Here is a 20,111-nt window from a genome sequence, read left to right as displayed (position 1 = left end):
GAACGTACCAGTCAGGTCGGACACCTATCGTGGGTCGCCGGGGCACGTGGACCGCGGGCATCGCACGCCGGCTCGCGGCCCGCCGGACGACGCGAAACGACGCCTGCACAGGCGGGAGGCGACGTGATGGGTGACGCGGCGGACGCTACGGCGCAGAACGCCACAGGGCAGAACGGGACCTGGCTGGGACGTCATCCGGCGCCGGTTCTGGCCGTCGGCGCGCTCGGCGTCTCCGGCTCGGCCGTCCTGATCGACCTGTCCCGCACGTCACCCGGCACCGCGTCGTTCTACCGGTGCCTGCTCGCACTGCCCCTGCTCGCCCCGCTGGTCGCGCTGGAACGCCGGCGCTCTGGTGCGCTGTCGCCGCGACTGCACCTGCTCGCCGTGGTGGCGGGGGTGATGTTCGCGGGCGACATGCTGTTGTGGACGCAGGCGATCGCCGAGGTCGGCGCGGGTCTGTCGACCGTGCTGGTCAACCTGCAGGTCGTGTTCGTACCACTCCTCGCCTGGATCGTCGACCGCGGGCGCGTCACCTCGCGGTTCCTCGTGGTGCTCCCACTGCTGCTGGCGGGAGTGGCGCTGACGGCCGGTGTCCTCGACGGCGGGGCGGCCGGCAGCCGGCCGGTCGCCGGCGCGGTGCATGCCGGGCTGGCGGCGCTGTGCTACTCGGGTTACCTGTTCCTGCTCCGGCGCGGAGGTCACGGCGGCCCGGTGGTCGCGGCGTACGGCGACGTCATCGCCACCGCCGCGGTCGTCTCGCTCGCGCTCGGTGCCGTCTGGCACGGCGTGGACCTCTCGCCGGGCTGGTCCGCGATCGGCTGGCTGGCGCTCGTGTCGGTGTTCGGGCAGGTGATCGGCTGGCTGCTGGTGGCGCTGGCCTCCCCGCGGCTGCCCAGCCATCTCGGGGCGATCCTGCTGCTGTTCACCCCCGTGGGCGCGGTGGCGCTGGGCGCGCTGGTCCTGCACGAACGCCCCACCGTGGCGCAGTTGCTGGGATGCGTGCTGATCCTCGGATGCGGCTACTTCGCCTCCCGCTCGGCGGAAAACGGTCGGGAGCGGGTGTCGATGCGGGCGGGTCGCGTTCGTGTGGAGAGTGACCGGCACCGAGACTGACCGGGCCAGGGACTGACCAAGGAGCGTCCCGGCCGGGGAGACCGCACGAGAGAGCTCGGAGGACACCGTGACGAAGCACTACCTGCTCAGCATCCAGCAGCCCGACGGCGGACCGCCTCCGCCGGAGATCATCGAGCCGATCATGGCCGACGTCGCGAGGTTCAACGACGAACTCCGCGAGGCGGGCGCATGGGTCTTCGCCGGCGGCCTGCACGAGCCCACCACGGCTACCGTGGTCCGGTACGACGACGGCGATCTGCTCACCACCGACGGCCCGTACGTCGAGGGCAAGGAGCACGTCGGCGGCCTGTCGATCATCGCCGCTGCGGACCTTGACGAGGCCCTGGAATGGGGGCGCAGGCTGGCCAGGGCGGCCCGGCTGCCGATCGAGGTCCGCCCGTTCCAGGGTGAGCCGGGCGACCACCTCTAGGTCCCCTGGATCCCGGGTCTCGCGAGTCGTGCCGACGGTCAGCACGGCGGACATCGAACGCGTCTTCCGCGCGGAGTACGGCCGCGCCGTCGCGGTGCTGGTGCGCGTCCTCGGTGACATCGAACTCGCCGAGGAGTCGGTGCAGGACGCGTTCGCCGCCGCGGTGGAACGCTGGCCCGACGCCGGATTTCCGCCGAGCCCGGCCGGGTGGATCATCACCACCGCCCGCAACCGCGCGATCGACCGGCTCCGGCGGGAGGCGTCCCGCGCGGACCGGCACGCCCACGCCGCCCTGCTGCACGCGGCCGACGAACCGCTGGAGGAGGGCGCCGTGCGCGACGATCGGCTGCGCCTCATCTTCACCTGCTGCCACCCGGCGCTCGCGCCCGCCGCCCGGGTGGCGCTCACGCTGCGGCTGCTGGGTGGCCTCACCACGGCCGAGATCGCCCGGGCGTTCCTGGTGCCCGAGCCCACCATGGCGCAGCGCCTGGTGCGGGCGAAGGGCAAGATCCGCGACGCCGGGATCCCGTATCGCGTGCCGAACGAGGCCGACCTTCCCGACCGCGTGCGGGCGGTGCTGGCGGTCATCTACCTGATCTTCAACGAGGGGTACGCCGCGAGTGGCGGGGAGCAACTCGTCCGGGCGGAGCTCTGTGCGGAAGCGATCCGGCTGGGGCGCGTCCTCGCCGGCCTCATGCCGGACGAACCGGAGGTGCTCGGCCTGCTGGCGCTGATGCTGCTGGTGGAGTCGCGGCGGCCGGCGCGGGCGAGTGTGGACGGCGACCTGATCCGGCTGGCGGACCAGGACCGCTCGCTGTGGGACCGGGCGCTGGTCCAGGAAGGTCAGACGCTCGTACGACGGTGCCTGCGCCGCGGCCGGCCGGGGCCGTACCAGATCCAGGCGGCGATCAACGCCGTGCACAGCGACGCGCCCACCGCCGCGGAGACGGACTGGGCGCAGGTCGTCGCGCTGTACGACCAGTTGCTGGCACACGGCCCGAACCCGGTCGCCGCGCTCAACCGAGCGGTCGCCGTCGCGGAGGTCGAGGGGGCACAGGCAGGGCTTGCGCTGGTCGACGAGCTGGACCTGGACGGCTACTACCTGTTCCACGCCATCCGGGCCGAGCTGCTGAGTCGACTCGGCCGGGACGAGGAGGCGGTACGCGCGTACGACGCGGCCATCGCCCGCAGCGGCAACCACGCCGAGCGGTCCTTCCTGGAACGGCAGCGAGACCTGCTCGCCTGACGACGGCGCCTACCAACCACCCGGCAGGACCCGCCGATACGAACACGACCGGGCGCCGCGTCAAGTAGGTCTTGACGCGGCGCCCGGTGATGTACAGCCGACAGGTGAAGGGTCTGCCAGACGGACTGCACGATATGCATAACCTGCAGGATCTACGGGCGTGCTGGACGGACCTGCCGAGCGGTCTACTGGTCGCGCTTCATCCAGCCGCTGACCTTTCCGCGCAGCTTCTCCTCGATGGTCTCCTCCTTCTCGCCTTCGCCTGTCAACTTCTCCTTGGCGCCCTGTGCCTTCTCCTTGGCACCCTGCACCTGTTCGCCGAAGCCCTGCTTCTCCCCGGTTCCCGGTTCATCTGCCTTCTGTCCGCCTGCTCCCTGTCCGCCGCGCTCTTCGCGACCCTGCTCGGCGCGTCCTTCAGCGGCCTCGCGGGCGCCGGTGACGCCCGACGCACCCTGTGCGCTCTCGGGTCCGCCGGCGAAGCGTTCCTCCCTGGACTCTTCGTACATCGCGGCACCACCACCCGCGCCGGAGCCCTCGACGAACCGCTCCTCGGTCGTGGTTTCGGCGTACCCGGCCGGCCCGCGTCCTTCCGGGACTCGTTCCGCACTCTCCTGTTCGATCCTGCTCTCCTCGAGCCGGCCTTCCTCGATCCGGTCCTCGCCGATCTTGTCCTCTCCGAGTTCGGTGGCGGCCTCCTCGCGGCGCTGCCCCGGTATCGCGGTCGCGGCACCTGCGCCTGCCGCTCCACCCGCGACCGCACCTGCCGCGCCTCCTCCGGCTCCTTCGCGCATGCCTTCCCCGGTTCCCGCACCGGTTCCTTCTCTGGTGCCCTCTTCGGAACCTTCGGCCCGCACGCCTTCCTCAATGGCGCCTTCCTCGGTGACGTCCTCCTCGGCGACGTACTCCGCGGCGAGCTCTGCCAGTCCGAACGCACGCAGGACGTTGCCCGCGGCATCGACGACGCGCGAGCTGCCGACGATGGGTGCGATGGCGACGCAGACGCCCTGCGCGTCCTGTACCGTCAGCCCTGCTTCCCGGGCGACCGCGAGGTTGGCGAGGTACGACGCGGGTGCGGCGTCCATCGCGATCAGTGCGGCAAGTCTGACGATGTGGTACGTGCGCGGGTCGAGTTCGGAATTGGGCAACGTGTCGACACTCATCTTGGCCAGTTGCGCGAAGATCGGGTGTTCCCCATGCGAAAAGGCTCCCAAGGTTCCTTCAGGTGTCTGTGCCGTCATGGCGTTTCCTTCCTGACAGACCGGGCGGCCCAAAACGGATGTCTGCCGCCCCCCACAGACCCCACAAGACATCGCAAGGGGCACTGCGCCTCACCCCGATCGGGTGAAAGGGCGTGATCCGCGGGACGGGTCCCGACCCCAGGAACCAACCACCCGGCTGCTAGGGCGTTTCCTGCGGATCTTGCGCCGGCTCGCGTGCCCCCGCACCCGCCTGGCCGCGTTGTCGTCGTCGCGCGTAGAACACCGCTACGCGCTCCTCCTCCGCCTTGCCAGCCGAGCGCGGATGGCCCGCTCACTTTCGCCGCCTGATCCGCAGGACACGCCCTAGCCGCGGGCCTCGTCGAACTCCTTCACCAGTTGACGTGGAGCCTGGCAGCGCCACGCGTCGGTGAGCAACTCCTCGAGCTCGTCGACCGGTACGTTGGCCAGCCGGACGAGCACGGCCGGGTACCCGTTGTAGTGCGGCTCGGTGAAGAACTTCTCGCTGTCGGAGGCGAGCAGCGCCTGCTTCTCGCCGTCGTTCGCCACCCGCACCGCCAGCACCTCCGGCTGCGGCACCCGGGCCTTCTTGGGGTGGACGCGCTCCATCCACACCCAGGCGAACCCGCGGTCCTTGCCCTTGTTTCGTACGGAGAACCCGAAGCGGTCCTCGCCCTCGGAGGTGTCCGGCAGCGCGAGCGCGATCCGGCGTACGTCGTCCTGGTCGGCCATCTCTGCCTCCGTTGAGACTTCCGTCGAGATCTTCGTCGAGCTACCGGCGGGACTCCGGCGGTGGAAGCCGGCGCTTGAGGTATCTGCGCAGGAGTTCCAGCAGTCCGATCGCCACGATCGTAGGGGCGGCCCACACGATCGGGCCCTGCGTCACGAAGATCACGATGCCGACCCAGCCGACCAGCTCCAGAATGCCCGCGGCGTTGCGTACGCGCCGCAGGTTTCGGCGTTGCCGGAAGGCCGGTGCCACCGCCGCGGGGTCATCGTGGCGAAGCGCCACCGCCCGGCCCGGCTGGGCGGCGACGTGGGTGCCGCCGTCACGCTCGGCCGCCCAGGACGCCAGGTCGCCGGCCGACGCGCCGGCCGGCACGTCGCCCGCGCCGAGGACGCCGAGCAGGTCGGCGGCGCGCCGACCCGCGCTGACGTCGGCGGCCGGGTCGAGCGCGGCGGCCACCTTCGTCTCCAGTTCAGGTCGCCCGGCCACTCGGGCGACAGCCGCTGCGGCCGCCGCGACCTGACCCCGGCTCGGTGCGGCCAGGTCCAGCGTCGAATCCTCCGGCCCGCTCGACACCCACATCGCCGGGTTGGTGCCCCAGTCGATCCCCACCACAGGGAGCGGGGTGCCCGCGGTCCTGGTGAACGCGCGGCCGTGGGTACGCGGGTCCGTCGACCACCCCGAACCGTCCGGCACCACGAGGCAGGCGTTCGACCCGAGAGGAACGACGTGCGCTCCGTGCCCGTCCACCGGGAGGCGGGATCGTACGGTGCCCGCGGCCGCCCACACCACCAGGAGCCCGGCGTGCTGACGCAGGCCGGACAGGTCGGGGACCGGCAACCCGAGCGCCCGGGCGGCGGACCGGTGCCGCTCGGCCGCCGGCAGGTCCGTCGCCAGCGCTGCCGCGAACTCCTCGGCCTTCCGTCCGCGCAGTGCACCCGCCAGCTCGGTAGCCGCGCCGGTGTCGCGTCCGTCGACCGGGCCGACGGTCCGGTCACCGCCCGGACGGTCCAGCGCCATCCGGCACTCGTCGCCGGCGACGGTCGTCGTCACCACGTCGTCCCCGATCAGGGAGGCCAGTCGCGGGGCGAGTGCGCGCGCCGCGGTCTCCGTCGTCGGGACCGTCACCCAGAAGTCGGAGTGGTCGACGGCCGTACCGCCGGCCCAGTGGGGGGCGAGCAGCCTGATGGCGTCCTCGACGTCCCCCGGTGTGGTGTTGTGGGCCTGGAGCAACGTGTAATCCACGGGCTCACCGTAGGGCATGTCCGGAAACGAACAGCCTGACTGGAGGCTCCACGCACCGTGGCGGCCACCCGCGTCCCGTGGTTGTCCACAGATCGTCCGGGCATCCCGGCGGGCGGTCGCCGCGCCGCCCTAGACTCCTCTCCCGTGGGAGAGCCGAAGGTCATCGACCGGGCATACATCAGGGGACTCGGACGCGACATCGACCGTACCGCGGGCGACGCCGTGCCGTCGGCGAAGCGACTCGCCGGTGAGGCGCAGGACCTGATGATGGGCGCCGGGCAGGGCGGCGGCCTTCTCGTGGTGCTGGCCTTCTTCTTCGCCTCCGAATACGCAGAGCAGGCCTGGGACACCAAGCTGACCGACGCCGGGAAGCTGGACCAGGCGGCGCAGAAGATCGCCGAGCACTGGCACACGACCGAGGAGAGGAACACGATCCGCTGATGGCCAACGCCTACGATTCCATGGCCGGCGCCTTCTCCTCCGGCGAGACGCTGGGGAAGACCGCCTTCATGTCCTCGATCGTCGCCTGCTCGGTGTGGCCGGAGCTGCTGCTGCCGATCCCCGCCGACAAGAGCGGCATCCTCCTCAAACAGCTCCAGCGGGTGGGCCAGAAGTGGAAGCTGAACCGTTCGGTGTCGCTGGGCGGGCAGACCCTCACCGTCACTGGCGGGGTCCTCACCAGCGTGCCCGTGCGGCTGAAGCTGATCGTCACCGACACCGGCAAGATGCTGCAGGCCTGCTCGCGGATCCACGAGTCGGGCTCGGCCGGGAAGCGATACCTCGAGGATCTCAACGGCCTGTACTACAGCATCACCCCCGAGGTCTGGCAGGCCAACGACCAGGCTGCCTACAGCGAACGCCTCCGCAAGCACCGTGACAGCGTGCAGAACACCTACTGCCTGGCCTGGGAGACCGCCGCCCTCACCGCCGTCGTGGGGTCGCTGCGGTTCGCGCAGATGGCGATCTCCTGCGTCCTGGCCGGGATACTGGCCATCATGGCCGCGGCGTTCTGGATCGCGATGGCCATTCCGTTCGGCCAGGGGGTCGCGGTCTCCATCCGCAACGCGGGCCAGGTGATCGCCCGCATGCTGCCCCGGATCATCCGGCTGATGGACGAGATCATGCTCCGCGTCGGTCAGGCGCACGCCGCGCTCGTCGCACTGCGTACGCTCGAGGCCGGAGTCAGCGACTCGATCCGGCTCGGCAACGGCGAGGGGTACAAGGACATGGGGGACGCGGCGATCAGGGCCGCGGGCGACCTGGTGGAGAAGCTCAAGCGCAAGCAACTCGCCGTACTCACTGGGGTCTGAACTCACCGAGGTCAAAGATCAAGGGATGGGTGCGAATGTCGGGACACTTCGAGCTGGCGGACCTCTTCCAGGACCCCGAGCAGATCATGCGTGCGCAGCGCGAACGCATGGCCAGGGCGGAGGAGCTCCAGCGCCGGGTCCGGGAGGCCGTCGGCTCCGCCAGCAGTGACGACGACCGCATTGCCGTGTCCTACTCCGAGGCCAACGGCGTCCAGGGGCTGAGCATCGACCCGCGCGCCATGCGGATGGGTTCGCAGGACCTCGCCGAAGAGATCACCCGGTTGGTCAACCAGGCCCGTGACGACGTGCAGCGGCAGATCTCCGGACTGGTCGACGAGGCGTTCGCCGACGGTGCTCCCGACCCGCGCGAGATCGCCGAACAGCTACCGGCGTTCGAGCAGACGATGGACGAGATCCTCCGGGACACCGAGCACATGGGCCAGGAGATCACCGACATCATGGAACGCATGCGGCGGATGACGGAGTCCTGAGCTTCCTACTCAACCGGCTCCCCAGCGCCTGGCTTCCTACTCGACCAGCTGGGGGTACGCCGGGCGCCGGCTGGTGGACAGGGTGCGGATCTCGCGCGGCCAGGCCAGCTCGATGCCGAGCCCGTCGGCCAGCAGGCGCTGGTAGTCGCCTCGCCGGACGGGTTCGGCGTACACCTCGCGAGGCCGCCGGCCGCCGTCCAGGCAGTACGCCACCAGGGCACCGACCGCCTCGCCGATGGCCCACTCCACCGGATGCAGCCGGTAGCAGCCGTTGGTGATGTGGGTGGAGCCAATGTTCTTGTTCGCGGGCAGCAGGTTGTCGATCCGGACCGGGACGAGCGCGCCGAGCGGGATCTGGAATGGGTAGGAGTCGATGTCGACGTACGTACGCCCGGCCGTGCTCGGGTGCAGGTCGATCCGGTAGTTGCCGAGCCCCACGGAGTCGTCGAACTGCACCGGCCCGTCCGGGCCGGCGGCCTCCACCCCGACGTGTAGCTCGGTGACCGTGAACTCCGCGCGGATCCGGCGGGACTCCCGGACGTAGGGCCGCATCGCCAACCCGTCGGCCGTGCCCGTGATGTCCGGTCGCAGGCGCAGGCCCGGGTACCCCTCGCCGCCGTCCTCGCGCGGAGCGCTCGTCTGCATCCAGTGCAGAAACGACAGGGACAGCTCGCGGCTCTCCCGCAGGGCGCGTTCCCGGTCGGCCTGGGAAACGCCGAGCAGCGGAGTCTCCCAGTAGTCGTTCTGCGGCCAGTTGACCAGCGTCACGTCGGAGTCGATCGACGCCTTGTCCCGGCGGTAGTTCGTACGGGCGACGATCCGGCGGTAGTGCCAGAAGTCGGGGGAGCGGTCGGCGTCGGAGTCGCCGACGAAGATCGGGCGGTGGCGGGGTTCGAGCGTCTCCGGGGCGACGTCGGTCCAGGACAGCTGCGGGCCCGGCCAGAACGGTGCCACGTGCGTACGCCAGTGCTCGTAGCTCGCCGGCGGAGCCACCGTGTGGTCCTCGCCGGGCCGGTGCTCGACGGCGAAGCACCAGGTGATCGCCTGCTGGTCGAGCGGGTCCGCGGTGGCCGGTGCGTGTGGCTCGCCGGTCTGGTCCTGCCCCTCCGCCCCCACGACATGCTCCACGTCGCCGAGCGCGAGCAGGTCGCCGAGCTCGGTGGCGTCCACGACGTACGCGGCGGTCACCGTCACCTCGCCACCGCCACCGCCACCGCCACCGCCACCTTCGAGGGTGCGCAGCGTCACCGCCTCCACCGAGTCGCCCCGCCCGTGCACCGTCACCGGCGCGTGGTGCAGCAGGACGGTCAGCCGACCGGCCGTCAGGTAGGGCGCCAGCACCTCGTGGATCGCGGCGACGGCAGCCGCGGGTTCGGCGCACAACGGGCTCACCGAACCCTTGCCCGGGTTGAGCAACGGGTCGTCGGCCGCCTCCTTCGTCAACGGCAGGTTGCGCCGGTAGAAGTCGCGGATCCGCCGGCGCAGGTCACGGTAGCTGGGTGAGGCGTACCGGCTCTCGATCCACGGGTGCTCGTCCGGCGGCACCGCCTGGCTGGTCAGCTGACCGCCCAGCCAGCCGCTCTCCTCGGTGAGCACCACGTGCCGGCCCAGCCGCAGCCCGGTCAGCGCGGCCGCGACCCCGCCCAGGCCACCGCCCACCACCAGTACGTCGGTCCGCGTCTCCCGCATCGTCTCCCACTCTCGGTAGCCTCGAGGCGCGACGCTACCGGCCACCCGGGACGGCGCCGGCGGAGCGTTCCGGGACCGGCCAGCGGCCCGGGTCTCACACCGTCGGCGGTTCGGGTCTCGCACCGGCCGGCGGTCCGCGTCTCGGATCGCCGGCGATCCGGGTCTCGGACACGGATCGGCGCGGGTCTCGTGTCGCGGGCCCTCGGCGGGGTAGCGTCGGTCAGGTGATCGTGGTTTCAGCCGCACTGAAGGGCGGGGTCGGCAAGACGACCACGTCCGTCTACCTCGCCGCGCTCGCGGCCTCCGGCCGGCGTTCGGTCACCCTTGTCGACGCCGACCCGCAGGCCAGCGCGGCCGAGTGGATCGAGTACGCCGCCGACGAGCGGCTGCTGAAGGTCTCCGTCGTGGAGGCGCCGACCGAGCGCCTGCTCGGCAAGGCCCTGGACCGCGCCGGCGCCGACGACGTCGTGGTGGTCGACACACCTCCGGCACACGAGCGCCTGCTCAACAAGGCACTCGGCAAGGCACACGTCGTGGTGATCCCGACCCGGGTGGGCGGTATCGAGATGTCCCGGGTGGAGGCGGTGCTCGAGGTCGTACCCCCCGAGACCCCCACCGGCCTGGTGGTCTGTTCGGCCCGCACCTACACCCGCAGCTACCAGGACGCGCTCGGGTCGTGGGCGGAGTCCGACATCACGGTGTGGGGGACGGTGCCCGAACGCGTCGCCATCACCGCCGGTCCCGACGGCCCGCTGTGCCCCGACGGACTGGAGGCCTACCGCGAGGTGTGGCGCCGGGCGCAGTCCGCCGCCCGCTCCTCCGCCGGGAGCCGATAGCCGGAGGAAGCGCCGGAGCCGGTAGCAGCCTCAGCGGGCGGCCGCGGGCCGGCCACGGTCCGACAGCCGGAGCCGGTCGTGGCTCTGGAGGTGCGCCCGGGGCGGGCCTACGCTCGCCCCCATGCTTCCCGTGCACACGCGTACCCTCCCGCGCCAGCGCCGGGTGATCATCGACACCGACGCGAAGAACGAGGCGGACGACCAGTTCGCGATCGTGCACGGCCTCCTGTCACCCAGCCTCGACGTCCGGGGCATCGTCGCCGCACACTTCGGCATGCGTCCCGGCCGTAGCGAACGCAGCATGCTGGACAGCCGCGACGAGGTGGACCTCCTGCTGCGGTTGATGGATCTCACCGGCAAGGTCAGAGTCGAGAACGGCGCGCCCTACGCGCTGCCGGACGAGCTGACGCCGGTTCCCTCGCCGGGTGCGGACCTGATCGTCGAGGAGGCGATGCGCGAGGACGACGGCCCGCTGTACGTCGCGTTCTTCGGGCCGCTGACCGACATGGCCGCCGCGTTGCTGGCCGAGCCGCGGATCGCCGAACGGGACGTCACCGTGGTCTGGATCGGCGGGCCCTCCTACGGGCCGGAGCCGGCCGCCGGTCGCCCGGAGTTCAACCTGGCCAACGACATCGTCGCCGCCAACGTCGTCTTCGCCTCCGCGCTCCCGGTGTGGCAGATTCCCCGGTCGACGTACGTCATGACCGCGGTGAGCTACGCCGAGCTGGACGAGAAGGTGGCGCCGTGCGGCGAGCTCGGTGACTATCTCGTACGCCAACTGGTCGAGTGGAACTCCGCCCACGTGCGCGGCCCGATGGAGTACCGCTCCCTGGGCGACTCACCGGCGATCGGTGTTCTGCTGAACGAGAACTGCGGCCGCATCGTCGAGCGTCCCGCGCCGACCTTCCGCGCAGACGGCAGCTACGACCTGGGCAGGACCCACCGCCCGATCCGGGTCTACGAGACGATCGACTCCCGCTTCCTGTTCGAGGACTTCTTCGCCAAGCTTCGCCAGTTCGCCCGGACAGACCGGAAGCCCCAGCGGGCCGACGACCGGTTTGCCCAATAGGGGCAGGGGTTTCGGCTTGGTAACGAACCGGTGCGAAGGTTGTCAGCCCGGGACGTTCGGAGTCTTGTCGAGGTGTGGCGTCGCGTTCGTGCCCATGGCAGGACGACGGTTTCCAGCTCGCCACGTACCTGAGCGACTACCGGGACTGGACCCCGTGCGGTGCACTGGACGGCAACACCATCTCCGCCGACTGGTTCCTGCGCACGCTGAACTCCACCAAGTACCCGGCTGCGCAGAAGGGCTGCGTGACTGGGACGTGCAGGTGCTCGTCGACAACGCCTGGCGGACGGTCGCCACCGTGCGCGACAACACCAGGGGTGCGGTCACCTCGACGTTCACGCCCGTCACGACGACGGCGGTCCGCATCGTCGCCCGCAACTCCAACGACCACGCGTACTCCCGCATCATCGAACTCCAGATCTACGCCTGATTCCCTGACGTCCAGGCGCTGACGCCTGACGTCAGTTCCTGACCCGCTGCCCCCGCTCCCCGAGCCGTCACGCCTGACGCCGCGACCAGAGCGGCGCGTCCACGAGTGGCCGGAGCAGGACGGCGGAACTGGTTGCGGGCCGCACCCTGGACTACCGTCCGAGTCACTGACCGGTCGTGTCCGGAACGCTCGTGTTCGGCGGCTTTGTTCGTTTCCTGTTCTTCTGATGTGGGTACAGCGCTTTCCACGAACGCTTTGATGCTGGTTTGTGGTGGCTCTTCTTTTCGCTGCCGGCGACCATTCGTGCGGTCTCGGGGGGATGGCATTGGTCAACCTACGACGTCTTTGGGAACGCGAGGAACGCTCGCTCTGGGACCGCCGTGAGTTCGTCCGGCTGAGTGGGATCAGCGCGTTCGGTCTGGCGTTCGCGATGGTCGACCCTACGGCGACGCACGCCAGCGCGGCGCCGTCGTTCCGCACCGATCCGTTCACCCTCGGGGTCGCGTCCGGTGACCCGCTGCCGAACGCGGTGGTGATCTGGACCCGGCTGGCACCGGATCCGATGGACTCCTTTGGTGGCATGCGGCCGACGCGGTACGCGGTGGACTGGCAGGTCGCCGAGGACGAGGCGTTCCGGAAGATCGTGCGGGAGGGAACAGCCCTCGCGTTGCCGGAGTACGTCCACACGGTGCACGTCGACGTGGACGGCCTGCAACCGGGCCGGGAGTACTTCTACCGCTTCCGTACCGGCCCGCGGATCTCTCCGGTCGGCAGGACTCGAACGGCCCCGGCCCCGAGCGCGAACCCCGACCGGCTTCGGTTCGCGGCGGTCTCGTGCGCGGCCTGGTTCGACGGCTACTACACCGCGTACAAGCATCTCGCCGACGAGGAGCTCGACGTCGTCTTCCACCTGGGCGACTACATCTACGAGTACAGCGTCCAGACCAACGGCGGGCGCGCCGGCTATCCCGCGCTGCCGGACAAGTACAACAGGGTCACCGTGTCGCTCAGCGACTACCGAGACCGGTACGCGCTCTACAAGCTGGATCCCGACCTGCAGGCAGCGCACGCGTCGGCTCCCTGGATCGTCACCTGGGACGACCATGAGGTGGTCAACAACTACGCGAACCTCAACCACCCCAGCGCGCCACCGGCCGACTTCCTGGTACGCCGGGCGAACGCCTATCGCGCCTACTGGGAGCACATGCCGTTGCGGTTGCCGCAGCAACCGGTCGGCCCGGACACCGCGTTGTACCGCCGGTTCACCTTCGGGCAGCTGGCGGAGTTCAGCGTCCTCGACACCCGGCAGTACCGCTCCGACCAGGCCTGTGGCGACGGCCTGAAGACCGACTGCGCCGAACGCCTGGACCCTTCGCGGACGCTGCTCGGCGCCGAGCAGGAAGCATGGCTGCTGGACGGTCTCGGCGCCTCCCGGGCACGCTGGAACGTGATCGCGCAGCAGATCATGCTGTCGCAGCTGGACTTCACCACCGACCCGGGTGGGGCGTTCAGCATGGACCTGTGGGACGGCTACAAGCCCGCACGGGACCGGGTGGTGCACGGCCTGACCGAGCGCCAGGTCACCAACCCGGTGATCCTTTCCGGCGACATCCACCGCGCCATGGCCGCGGAGGTGAAGGCGAACTTCGACGACCCGGCCTCGGCGACGGTGGCCACGGAGTTCATCGGAACCTCGGTCAGCTCCGGGCAGGACGGCGCCGACCGCGACGAGTTCGCCGAACCCTTCCTGGCCAACCAGCACGTGAAGTTCTACAGCGCCCTGCGTGGGTACGTCCGGTTCGACCTCGACCAGCAGGAGCTGCGGTCGGACTACCGGGTGGTGCCCTACATCCGGCAGCCCGGCGCACCCGTGCAGACCAGGGCGAGCTTCGTCACCGAGGACGGTCACCCCGGCCTGCAGCCGGTGGCCGACAACCCGACACTGGGCGTTCGCTACTCGGAGAACATCCAGCCGCCCGAGCCGCTGCGGAACCCGCCGGACAAGTAGGAAGGTGGTCGACGTGACCGGAGGGAAGCGACCCGGAACACCGCCCGGCGTTCGGTGGTTGCGGTTTGGTCATCCGGCGGGGCTCGTCCTGGCTGCGATTGCCGGAGTCGCGGGGTTGACTGCGGCCATCGGCTCGCCCGCCGTGGCTTCCGCGGGTGCGGGCAACGCACGGGCCGGTGACAACCTCACCTTGACAGCGACGCCGACCACCCTGAACGTGTTGGCCGCACCCTGCGGAGGGCGGAAGGTCGACGTCGCCGTACGCAACGACTCCTCGCAGCCGACGTACGCCGATGTCCTGCTCACCGCGGAGGCTCCGCTCAGGGTCACGCCCGACGTCATCTCCAGTTACCTGCCGGTGGGATACACGCTGCACACACCGGTGCAGGTGTCCGCGCCGTTGGGCAGCGTCGATTCCGACGCCAAGGTCACCATTCGGGCGGGCCGGACAGGCCGCGGTCCCCAGATCTCCGTCCCTGTGGTGGTGAAGGCCCCACCGAGCGGTCCCGGTGCCAATCTCGCGCTGTCGGCGACGGTGAGTGCGTCATCGTCCCACGCGAACTTCCCGGCGTGCGGCGCCATCGACGGCGACAACAACCCCGAGGACTGGCTGGTCGCGACCGGGTGGAACGACGCCACCAGGCTGATCTTCCCCGACTGGCTGGCGGCGACGTTCACCCAACCGCACCAGGTGAGCCGGGTGGACCTGTACTCGCTGGGCACCGCTCGCTATCCGGCCGACCGGAACGCGCTGCGGGACTGGGACGTGCAGGTCTGGGATGCCGGTGCCAACGCGGGTAGTGGCGACTGGCGTACGGTCGCCAGCGTGCGCGGAAACACCGTCGCCATGGTCAGCTCGACCTTCGATCCCGTCTCCACGACCGCGGTGCGGATCCTTGCCCTTGCCTCGAACGACGCGACGTACTCCCGCATCGTCGAACTCGAGATCTACGAGTGACCGGAGACCTGCGGGTGAGCCGGCATCTGCGGTGCGTCGGAATCTGCGGGTAGGGACGGGTGTGTCGGGTGACCAGGCGGCCGGCGGCGTCAGTTCGGTGCGGCTTGGGTGTCGAGGATGACGCTGATGGCGTAGTGGAGGTCGAGGGGGTCACCGGACCACCAGGGTGGGGTGAGGGCGTCTTGGTCGAGTGGTTGGTGTGGGTTGATCCAGGGGTGGAGCGCGGATCGGGCCGCGTGGTCGTGGTCGTGGTCGGTGGTGGTGTGGGCTGGTCTTTTGGTGGGGCCGGGTAGTGGGGGTGTGGCGGGGATTTCGGTGCCGTCGGGTCGGTGGAAGGTGAAGGTCCCGTCGGGGTGGGCGGTGAAGGTGTGGTTGCCTTCGTGGGCGAGCCAGTGGTGGTAGCGGCAGATGAGGATGAGGTTGTTCAGGCTGGTTGGGCCGCCGTGGCTCCAGTGGCGTACGTGGTGGATTTGGAGTCCGCGGCGGGTGGTGCAGCTGGGGGCTTGGCAGGTGTGGTGTGCGCGGATTCGGACGGCTCGTGCGGTGGCGGTGCGGGGGAATCTGGTGGGGTCGCTCAGGCCGTGGATCTGTCCGTCGTGGCCGAGGTGGAGGTTGGTGACGGTGGCTTCGCAGGCGAGCCGGTCGGTTGTTTCGGGTGGGAGTGGGGTGCCGTCGTCGAGGGATGCGGGGTGGTGCGGTGCGGTGGCCGTGCCTGGGGCTGCTGCGGGGGTCAGGTGGACGATGATGCGGTACTTGTCGGCGGAGTTGAGGAATGCCGGGGTGTTGGTCAGCAGCGTTTCGGCCATCAGGACGAGGGCGTCGGCGGCCAGTGCCCCGCGGTGGCGGTGCGGGATGGCCCGCGGGGTGCCGTCTGGTGGTGGGTCGTTCGGTGGGGTCTGGTCCGGCGGGGGTTCTTCCGCGGAAGAATCCGAGTTCGGAGGGGGCGTGGGTTCGCTGCCGCCCGGGGCGGGGTTGGTGGAGTTGCCGGATCCCGCGGAGTCGCGGTCCTGGACCGGCGCTTCTGCGGAAGGGGAGGCTGGCTCGGGTGATGTAGTTGGCGCGGGTGGCCCAGGTTTCCGAGCGAGCAGGGTGTCGAGTGCGGCTTCGAGTGCGGCGACGACGACTGCACCTTCGTCGGGGGCGAGTCTTCCGCGGATGACCAGCGAGCCGTCGTCGTCGGTGTACCACCAGACCCCGCGGCGCATAGCTCGGCGGAGGTTCTGGTCCTTGGAACGAGCCGCCGCACAGCCGCGGGCGATCCGGTCGAGCTGGGAGGCGGTGGCACTGCGCGCGAGATTGAGCAGTTCGTCCTCGGCGTCTGCCTCGGCGTCTTCTGCCGTGGCGTCCTCGTCGTCCTCGTACCCGTGGTCGTCCTCGGCGTCTGCGTGTCCCTGCGGTCCCTGATCGCTCGTACCTGCTGTGTCTGGGGGGTGTTTGGCTGGAGTGGTGGCGCCGGGCTCGCCGTTCGCTTCGGGTTCGGCATGTTGTGCTCGACGGCCGGTCTCGTCCGCGGTCTCGCTCGTGCCCGCCCCCTTGGTCTTGCCCGCATTCGTGGTCTTGTCGCCGGTGGTAGGGCGATCGGCTTGGGACGAGCGTTGGTCGGCGTCGGCGATCCTGGTCAGGGCGCGGACCTTGGAGTAGGACAGGCGCCCGGCGGCGAACTCCGCGGCGACCTTCGGGAGGTTTTCGAGGGCACGGCCGACGCGGAGGTGTTCGTAGGCGGCGGACAGGCTCATCCCGCACCGCCAGGACAGCCACTGCGCGGTCGACCTGCACCCGCAGGTGCGCCAGCCCTCGCGCCGGTCGAAGGCGACGATCAGCCGTAACCACTCGTGGGTGGCGATGGCGATCCTGGACGCAAGGTCGCAGATCTCGGCCTCCAAGCCTTCCAGCGACCTGGGCGTACCTGAGCCGGCCCCACCTGAGCCGGGCGGAGACTCTCCTACTCCTGTAGTGGCCTGGTCAGGGGACGCGGGGTGTGGGATCCGCGCCGCAGGAGTGGAGGCCGACGCGGGCGCGTCCTTCGGCACAGCGGTGAAGGCCGAGGTGGGGGAAGTGCAATCGCTCATGTGTTCGATGGTAGACCTGGCCGCCGACAGGCTCGCTGATTCGGCGAACCGGCCGGTCGGCGAGTCTCACCCCCGCGCCGCCTCGCGCCGAGAGTGAATGCGGTGCGGACTACAACGGAGCTGCGGTGCGGAGTACGACGGGGCCGGACACATGCCGACCGGAGTCCGACGGGGACGGGAGACTCCTCACGAAGAGCCGCGAGAGGTGGCGGGCCCACGCGCCTCCCGGATTCTTCCGCGGAAGAATCCGGGAGGCCGGCCGTCCATCCACGGCAGCTCGCGCCGGTACGAGATCATCGGCAAGCCGCCTCCGGTGGCTTCGGGCCGAGACGGATTCTTCCGCGGAAGAAAATCCGGCCGTGCTCGTCATCCGCGGGGTGGCGGTCACAGTCCGCGCCGGCCTCCCGTACGGGCTGGAGCGGAGTGGTCGGCGACGCGTCGGTGACGGACCGGACTCGCAGTCGGCTCCACGGGGCTGGGCCTCGACGTGGTCCGCCGCGACGCGGAGGAGGCAGGCGGGCGCCTGCTGGTCGGGCGGTCGCCGGCCGGAGGCGCACGGGTGGCACTGGAACTCCCGCCCGCCTGAGCCGGAGCGGGCAGCGGCAGTGATCGCGGCAGGTCAGTGCGACGCCTTGGCGCGCAGGTGGCTGGTGAACCAGCGGGTGGCCTGGTCCGCGACGGCTTCGAGGGTGCCGGGTTCCTCGAAAAGGTGCGTGGCGCCGGGCACGACGTGCACGGACTTCTCGCAGTGCAGGCGGCGGGCGGCGTCGAGGTTGAGGTCGACGACGACGGGGTCGTGGCCGCCGACGATCAGGAGCGTCGGCGCCCGGACGAGGTCGAGGTCGGACGCGGCGAGGTCGGGCCGGCCGCCACGGGAGACCACCGCGGCGACGTTGGTCGAGTCGGCCACCTCGGCTGCTGCGGACAGTGCCGCGGCCGCACCGGTACTGGCGCCGAAGTAGCCGATCGGCAGGTCGCGCGTCGCGGGGTGTTCGCGCAGCCAGTTGGTGACTTCCACCAGCCTCGTGGCGAGCAGGGGTATGTCGAAGACGTTGGCGCGGTCGCTTTCTTCCGCGGAGGAAAGCAGGTCGAACAACAGCGTGCCCAGGCCGGCGGCGTTCAGTGCGGAGGCGACGAACTGGTTACGCGGGCTGTGCCGGCTGCTGCCACTGCCGTGGGCGAACACGACCATCCCGGTGGCGTTCTCCGGCAGCGTGAGATGACCGGCGAGCCGTTGCGTACCGGCCGGGATCGTGACCTCCTCGTCCACGCGCTCCGCGCCTTCCGCGTGCTCCGTGCCTTCCGCGTGCTGCGTGGGTTCGGTGTGCTGCGAGTGCGCTGCGTCGGCTGCGTCCTGGGCCTCGTGCAGCAGCGCGACGACCTCGCTGTCGGGCGTCTGCCGGAAGTCGGAGTAGAACTCCCCGATCGCGTAGAACGACTCCGGGGTGTCAAGGCAGACCACTTCGTCGGCGGCCATCGACAGGTACTCGACCGCGCGGGGCGAGGCGACCGGGGCGGCCAGTATCGTGCGGGCCGCACCGAGCTGGCGGGCCACCTGGCAGGCGACCCAGGCGGTCGACCCGGTGGCGATCCCGTCGTCGACGACGATGACCGTGCGACCCGCCAGCCGGGTCTGCGGACGGTTGCCGCGGAACGCCTGCGCGCGGCGGGTGAGCTCGGCGTGTTCGCGCTTCTCCACGGCCCGGAGTTCTTCGGGCCGGACGCCGGACTTCCGTACCAGCGACTCGTCCACGAACCGCACGCCGCCCTCGCCGATCGCGCCCATCGCGAGCTCCGGCTGGGACGGCACACCGAGCTTGCGGACGACGAGGACGTCGAGCGGCGCGTCGAGCGCCCGTGCGACCTCGAACGCGACCGGTACGCCGCCCCGGGGGAGCCCGAGAACCACCATGTCGGGCGCTTTGTGGGGTATCAGCCGGTCAGCGAGCTGTCGGCCGGCCTCCTTCCGGTTCCGGAAGAGCATCGTCAGCCTCCTCAACCTCGGGACGACCACGAAGTCAACGGGTCATCCCCCCGCGGCGCGGGCCATGATCGGGGATCGAGTTCGATCCAATGCCCGTACGGCGGGAAATTACAGTGGCGAAAGTCCGTCGGCGAGGCGCCGACAAGCTTCGCCGGGCCGCGGGGAGCCCGTGCCGGGCAGGTGCCAGGGCCCGTGCCCGGAGGGCCGTGCCGGAGGGCCCGCGGCCCCGCGCCGAGGTGCCCATGCCCGGAGGGCCGCGCCGAGGGGTCGTGCCGAGCCGCCGCCTCGTGCCGTTGCCGGTTGGCGCGATTGATGCTGGGTGACCTTCGTCCCTGGCCTGCGCCCGGCGGACCGGCGAGCGTGCTGGTGGGGGCCCGAAGACGGTTCGGCGATGCGGGTCCCCACCAGCACGCTGGACGCGAGCCGGACGCGGGCCCGACGCGAGCCGGACGCGGGCGGGATCGGACGCGAGCCGAGGGGGACCGATGGCCAGATCAGCACACAGGTCGACGGCGGCACCGGGAACTGCGGAGGGGACGCCGGTCGAGCTGACCGTTCGCGGCGAGGTACCCGACGAGGCCACCGCGTATGCCGTCCGCAAGGTCGAGAGCGTCCTGGAGGCCACCCGCGCGCGTGCTCTGTACGCGCATGTCGTGATTGTCGTGTCCCAGAACCCCGCTCAGGACCAGCCGGTCCGGCTCGAGGTGGGCCTGGACGTCGACGGCGTACCCGTCCGGGCCGTGGTCAGTGGGCACGACGCCCTCGAGGCCGCCGACCTGATGAAGGACCGGCTGCGTCGAAGGCTGGTGCGCCTGCGGGACCGGGAACGCACCCGTCACCGTTGGACCGGTGAGGTGGCCGAGCACGAGTGGCGGCACGGTGACCAGCCCCGCCGCCCGGAGCCGCACTTCCCGCGCCCGGTCGAGGACCGGACCGTCGTGCGCCGCAAGACGTTCGCGCTGGTGCCGTTGACGGCGGAGGAGGCGGCGTACGAGATGGACGTCCTCGACCACGACTTCTACCTGTACACGGATCGGGAAACCGGACGCGACGCCGTGATCGTGCGGGGTGCGCGGGGTGCGGTCGCCGCGGTGACGGAGGTGGAGCCACCGCCCCTGAGCGAGGCGGCCGCGCGGGAACGGCTGGACGCGGGCGGCGAACGGTTCGTCTTCTACCTGGACCCCGCGAGTGGACGGGGACGGGTCATGTACTGGCGATACGACGGCCACTACGGGCTGATCAGCGCGGAGTGACGGGTGAGTCGTGCGAACGGCGGAGGGCCGTACGCG

18 protein-coding genes are annotated in these 20,111 nt (G+C 70.8%); 12 read left to right on the top strand and 6 right to left on the bottom strand.

What is annotated here, in order from left to right; translation table 11 throughout:
- Positions 1 to 126: 126 nt before the first annotated feature.
- The 3 genes from ABZV93_RS20620 (at position 127) to ABZV93_RS20610 (ending at position 2,789) form a co-directional block, all read left to right on the top strand.
- Positions 127 to 1,113 (top strand): DMT family transporter, encoded by a 987-nt coding sequence (locus ABZV93_RS20620; protein WP_354938520.1) that lies wholly within the window; start codon positions 127 to 129, stop codon positions 1,111 to 1,113.
- A 67-nt stretch (positions 1,114 to 1,180) separates the two neighbouring features.
- On the top strand, positions 1,181 to 1,543 hold the full coding sequence (locus ABZV93_RS20615; RefSeq protein ID WP_354938517.1) for a YciI family protein: 363 nt from the start codon (positions 1,181 to 1,183) through the stop codon (positions 1,541 to 1,543).
- A gap of 28 nt (positions 1,544 to 1,571) precedes the next feature.
- On the top strand, positions 1,572 to 2,789 hold the full coding sequence (locus ABZV93_RS20610; RefSeq protein ID WP_354938514.1) for an RNA polymerase sigma factor: 1,218 nt from the start codon (positions 1,572 to 1,574) through the stop codon (positions 2,787 to 2,789).
- Between the two features lie 185 nt (positions 2,790 to 2,974).
- On the opposite strand, the gene ABZV93_RS20605 is transcribed toward ABZV93_RS20610, so the two are convergent.
- From ABZV93_RS20605 to ABZV93_RS20595, 3 genes are all read right to left on the bottom strand, one after another.
- Complete coding sequence (locus ABZV93_RS20605) at positions 2,975 to 4,111, bottom strand: carboxymuconolactone decarboxylase family protein (RefSeq protein WP_354938511.1); 1,137 nt, start codon at positions 4,109 to 4,111, stop codon at positions 2,975 to 2,977.
- A gap of 240 nt (positions 4,112 to 4,351) precedes the next feature.
- Positions 4,352 to 4,738: an MmcQ/YjbR family DNA-binding protein gene (locus ABZV93_RS20600; protein ID WP_354938508.1), complete on the bottom strand. Its 387-nt coding sequence runs from the start codon at positions 4,736 to 4,738 to the stop codon at positions 4,352 to 4,354.
- 40 nt (positions 4,739 to 4,778) lie between these two features.
- Entirely contained in the window at positions 4,779 to 5,978 is a 1,200-nt protein-coding gene (locus ABZV93_RS20595; protein ID WP_354938505.1) for a hypothetical protein, read from the bottom strand.
- Between the two features lie 144 nt (positions 5,979 to 6,122).
- Here ABZV93_RS20595 and ABZV93_RS20590 point away from each other — a divergent pair, with 144 nt between their 5' ends.
- The 3 genes from ABZV93_RS20590 to ABZV93_RS20580 are packed head-to-tail and all read left to right on the top strand — an operon-like array spanning position 6,123 to position 7,779.
- A complete protein-coding gene (locus ABZV93_RS20590) occupies positions 6,123 to 6,419 on the top strand; it encodes a hypothetical protein (protein WP_354938503.1) in 297 nt (98 codons plus the stop codon).
- Positions 6,419 to 7,288, top strand: coding sequence for a hypothetical protein (locus ABZV93_RS20585; protein ID WP_354938500.1), 870 nt, complete (start codon positions 6,419 to 6,421; stop codon positions 7,286 to 7,288). The genes ABZV93_RS20590 and ABZV93_RS20585 overlap by 1 nt, the downstream gene beginning before the upstream one ends.
- Before the next feature lie 35 nt (positions 7,289 to 7,323).
- A complete protein-coding gene (locus ABZV93_RS20580) occupies positions 7,324 to 7,779 on the top strand; it encodes a YbaB/EbfC family nucleoid-associated protein (protein ID WP_354938497.1) in 456 nt (151 codons plus the stop codon).
- Positions 7,780 to 7,815: 36 nt separating this feature from the next.
- On the opposite strand, the gene ABZV93_RS20575 is transcribed toward ABZV93_RS20580, so the two are convergent.
- Positions 7,816 to 9,468, bottom strand: a complete 1,653-nt coding sequence (locus tag ABZV93_RS20575; RefSeq protein ID WP_354938494.1) for an FAD-dependent oxidoreductase — start codon at positions 9,466 to 9,468, stop codon at positions 7,816 to 7,818.
- A 224-nt stretch (positions 9,469 to 9,692) separates the two neighbouring features.
- Between ABZV93_RS20575 and ABZV93_RS20570 the strand changes: the two genes are divergently transcribed.
- From ABZV93_RS20570 to ABZV93_RS20550, 5 genes are all read left to right on the top strand, one after another.
- Complete coding sequence (locus ABZV93_RS20570) at positions 9,693 to 10,304, top strand: ParA family protein (protein ID WP_354938491.1); 612 nt, start codon at positions 9,693 to 9,695, stop codon at positions 10,302 to 10,304.
- Between the two features lie 121 nt (positions 10,305 to 10,425).
- The gene (locus ABZV93_RS20565; protein WP_354938488.1) at positions 10,426 to 11,373 is read left to right on the top strand and encodes a nucleoside hydrolase; all 948 of its coding nucleotides are present in this window, start codon (positions 10,426 to 10,428) and stop codon (positions 11,371 to 11,373) included.
- Positions 11,374 to 11,635: 262 nt separating this feature from the next.
- Positions 11,636 to 11,803, top strand: a complete 168-nt coding sequence (locus ABZV93_RS20560) for a hypothetical protein (RefSeq protein WP_354938485.1) — start codon at positions 11,636 to 11,638, stop codon at positions 11,801 to 11,803.
- A 319-nt stretch (positions 11,804 to 12,122) separates the two neighbouring features.
- A complete protein-coding gene (locus tag ABZV93_RS20555) occupies positions 12,123 to 13,811 on the top strand; it encodes an alkaline phosphatase D family protein (protein WP_354938482.1) in 1,689 nt (562 codons plus the stop codon).
- A gap of 142 nt (positions 13,812 to 13,953) precedes the next feature.
- A complete protein-coding gene (locus ABZV93_RS20550; protein WP_354938479.1) occupies positions 13,954 to 14,769 on the top strand; it encodes a discoidin domain-containing protein in 816 nt (271 codons plus the stop codon).
- 89 nt (positions 14,770 to 14,858) lie between these two features.
- On the opposite strand, the gene ABZV93_RS20545 is transcribed toward ABZV93_RS20550, so the two are convergent.
- Positions 14,859 to 16,652 (bottom strand): DUF222 domain-containing protein, encoded by a 1,794-nt coding sequence (locus tag ABZV93_RS20545; protein ID WP_354938476.1) that lies wholly within the window; start codon positions 16,650 to 16,652, stop codon positions 14,859 to 14,861.
- An 805-nt stretch (positions 16,653 to 17,457) separates the two neighbouring features.
- Positions 17,458 to 18,822, bottom strand: a complete 1,365-nt coding sequence (locus ABZV93_RS20540; RefSeq protein WP_354938473.1) for a phosphoribosyltransferase — start codon at positions 18,820 to 18,822, stop codon at positions 17,458 to 17,460.
- A gap of 485 nt (positions 18,823 to 19,307) precedes the next feature.
- On the opposite strand from ABZV93_RS20540, the gene ABZV93_RS20535 reads away from it, so the two are divergent.
- Positions 19,308 to 20,075, top strand: coding sequence for a sigma 54 modulation/S30EA ribosomal C-terminal domain-containing protein (locus ABZV93_RS20535; protein WP_354938470.1), 768 nt, complete (start codon positions 19,308 to 19,310; stop codon positions 20,073 to 20,075).
- Positions 20,076 to 20,111 lie beyond the last annotated feature (36 nt).

The organism is Actinopolymorpha sp. NPDC004070, from assembly GCF_040610475.1.
Classification (GTDB): domain Bacteria; phylum Actinomycetota; class Actinomycetes; order Propionibacteriales; family Actinopolymorphaceae; genus Actinopolymorpha.
The sequence above is the reverse complement of the archived record's forward strand: the minus strand, read 5'-3'. Positions and strand labels throughout refer to the sequence as shown.

Coding starts and splice junctions, on each gene's coding strand:
- ABZV93_RS20620 (WP_354938520.1), top strand. CDS start 127: ATGGGTGACGCGGCGGACGCTACGGCGCAGAACGCCACAGGGCAGAAC.
- ABZV93_RS20600 (WP_354938508.1), bottom strand. CDS start 4,738: ATGGCCGACCAGGACGACGTACGCCGGATCGCGCTCGCGCTGCCGGAC.
- ABZV93_RS20585 (WP_354938500.1), top strand. CDS start 6,419: ATGGCCAACGCCTACGATTCCATGGCCGGCGCCTTCTCCTCCGGCGAG.
- ABZV93_RS20580 (WP_354938497.1), top strand. CDS start 7,324: ATGTCGGGACACTTCGAGCTGGCGGACCTCTTCCAGGACCCCGAGCAG.
- ABZV93_RS20575 (WP_354938494.1), bottom strand. CDS start 9,468: ATGCGGGAGACGCGGACCGACGTACTGGTGGTGGGCGGTGGCCTGGGC.
- ABZV93_RS20565 (WP_354938488.1), top strand. CDS start 10,426: ATGCTTCCCGTGCACACGCGTACCCTCCCGCGCCAGCGCCGGGTGATC.
- ABZV93_RS20555 (WP_354938482.1), top strand. CDS start 12,123: ATGGCATTGGTCAACCTACGACGTCTTTGGGAACGCGAGGAACGCTCG.
- ABZV93_RS20540 (WP_354938473.1), bottom strand. CDS start 18,822: ATGCTCTTCCGGAACCGGAAGGAGGCCGGCCGACAGCTCGCTGACCGG.
- ABZV93_RS20535 (WP_354938470.1), top strand. CDS start 19,308: ATGGCCAGATCAGCACACAGGTCGACGGCGGCACCGGGAACTGCGGAG.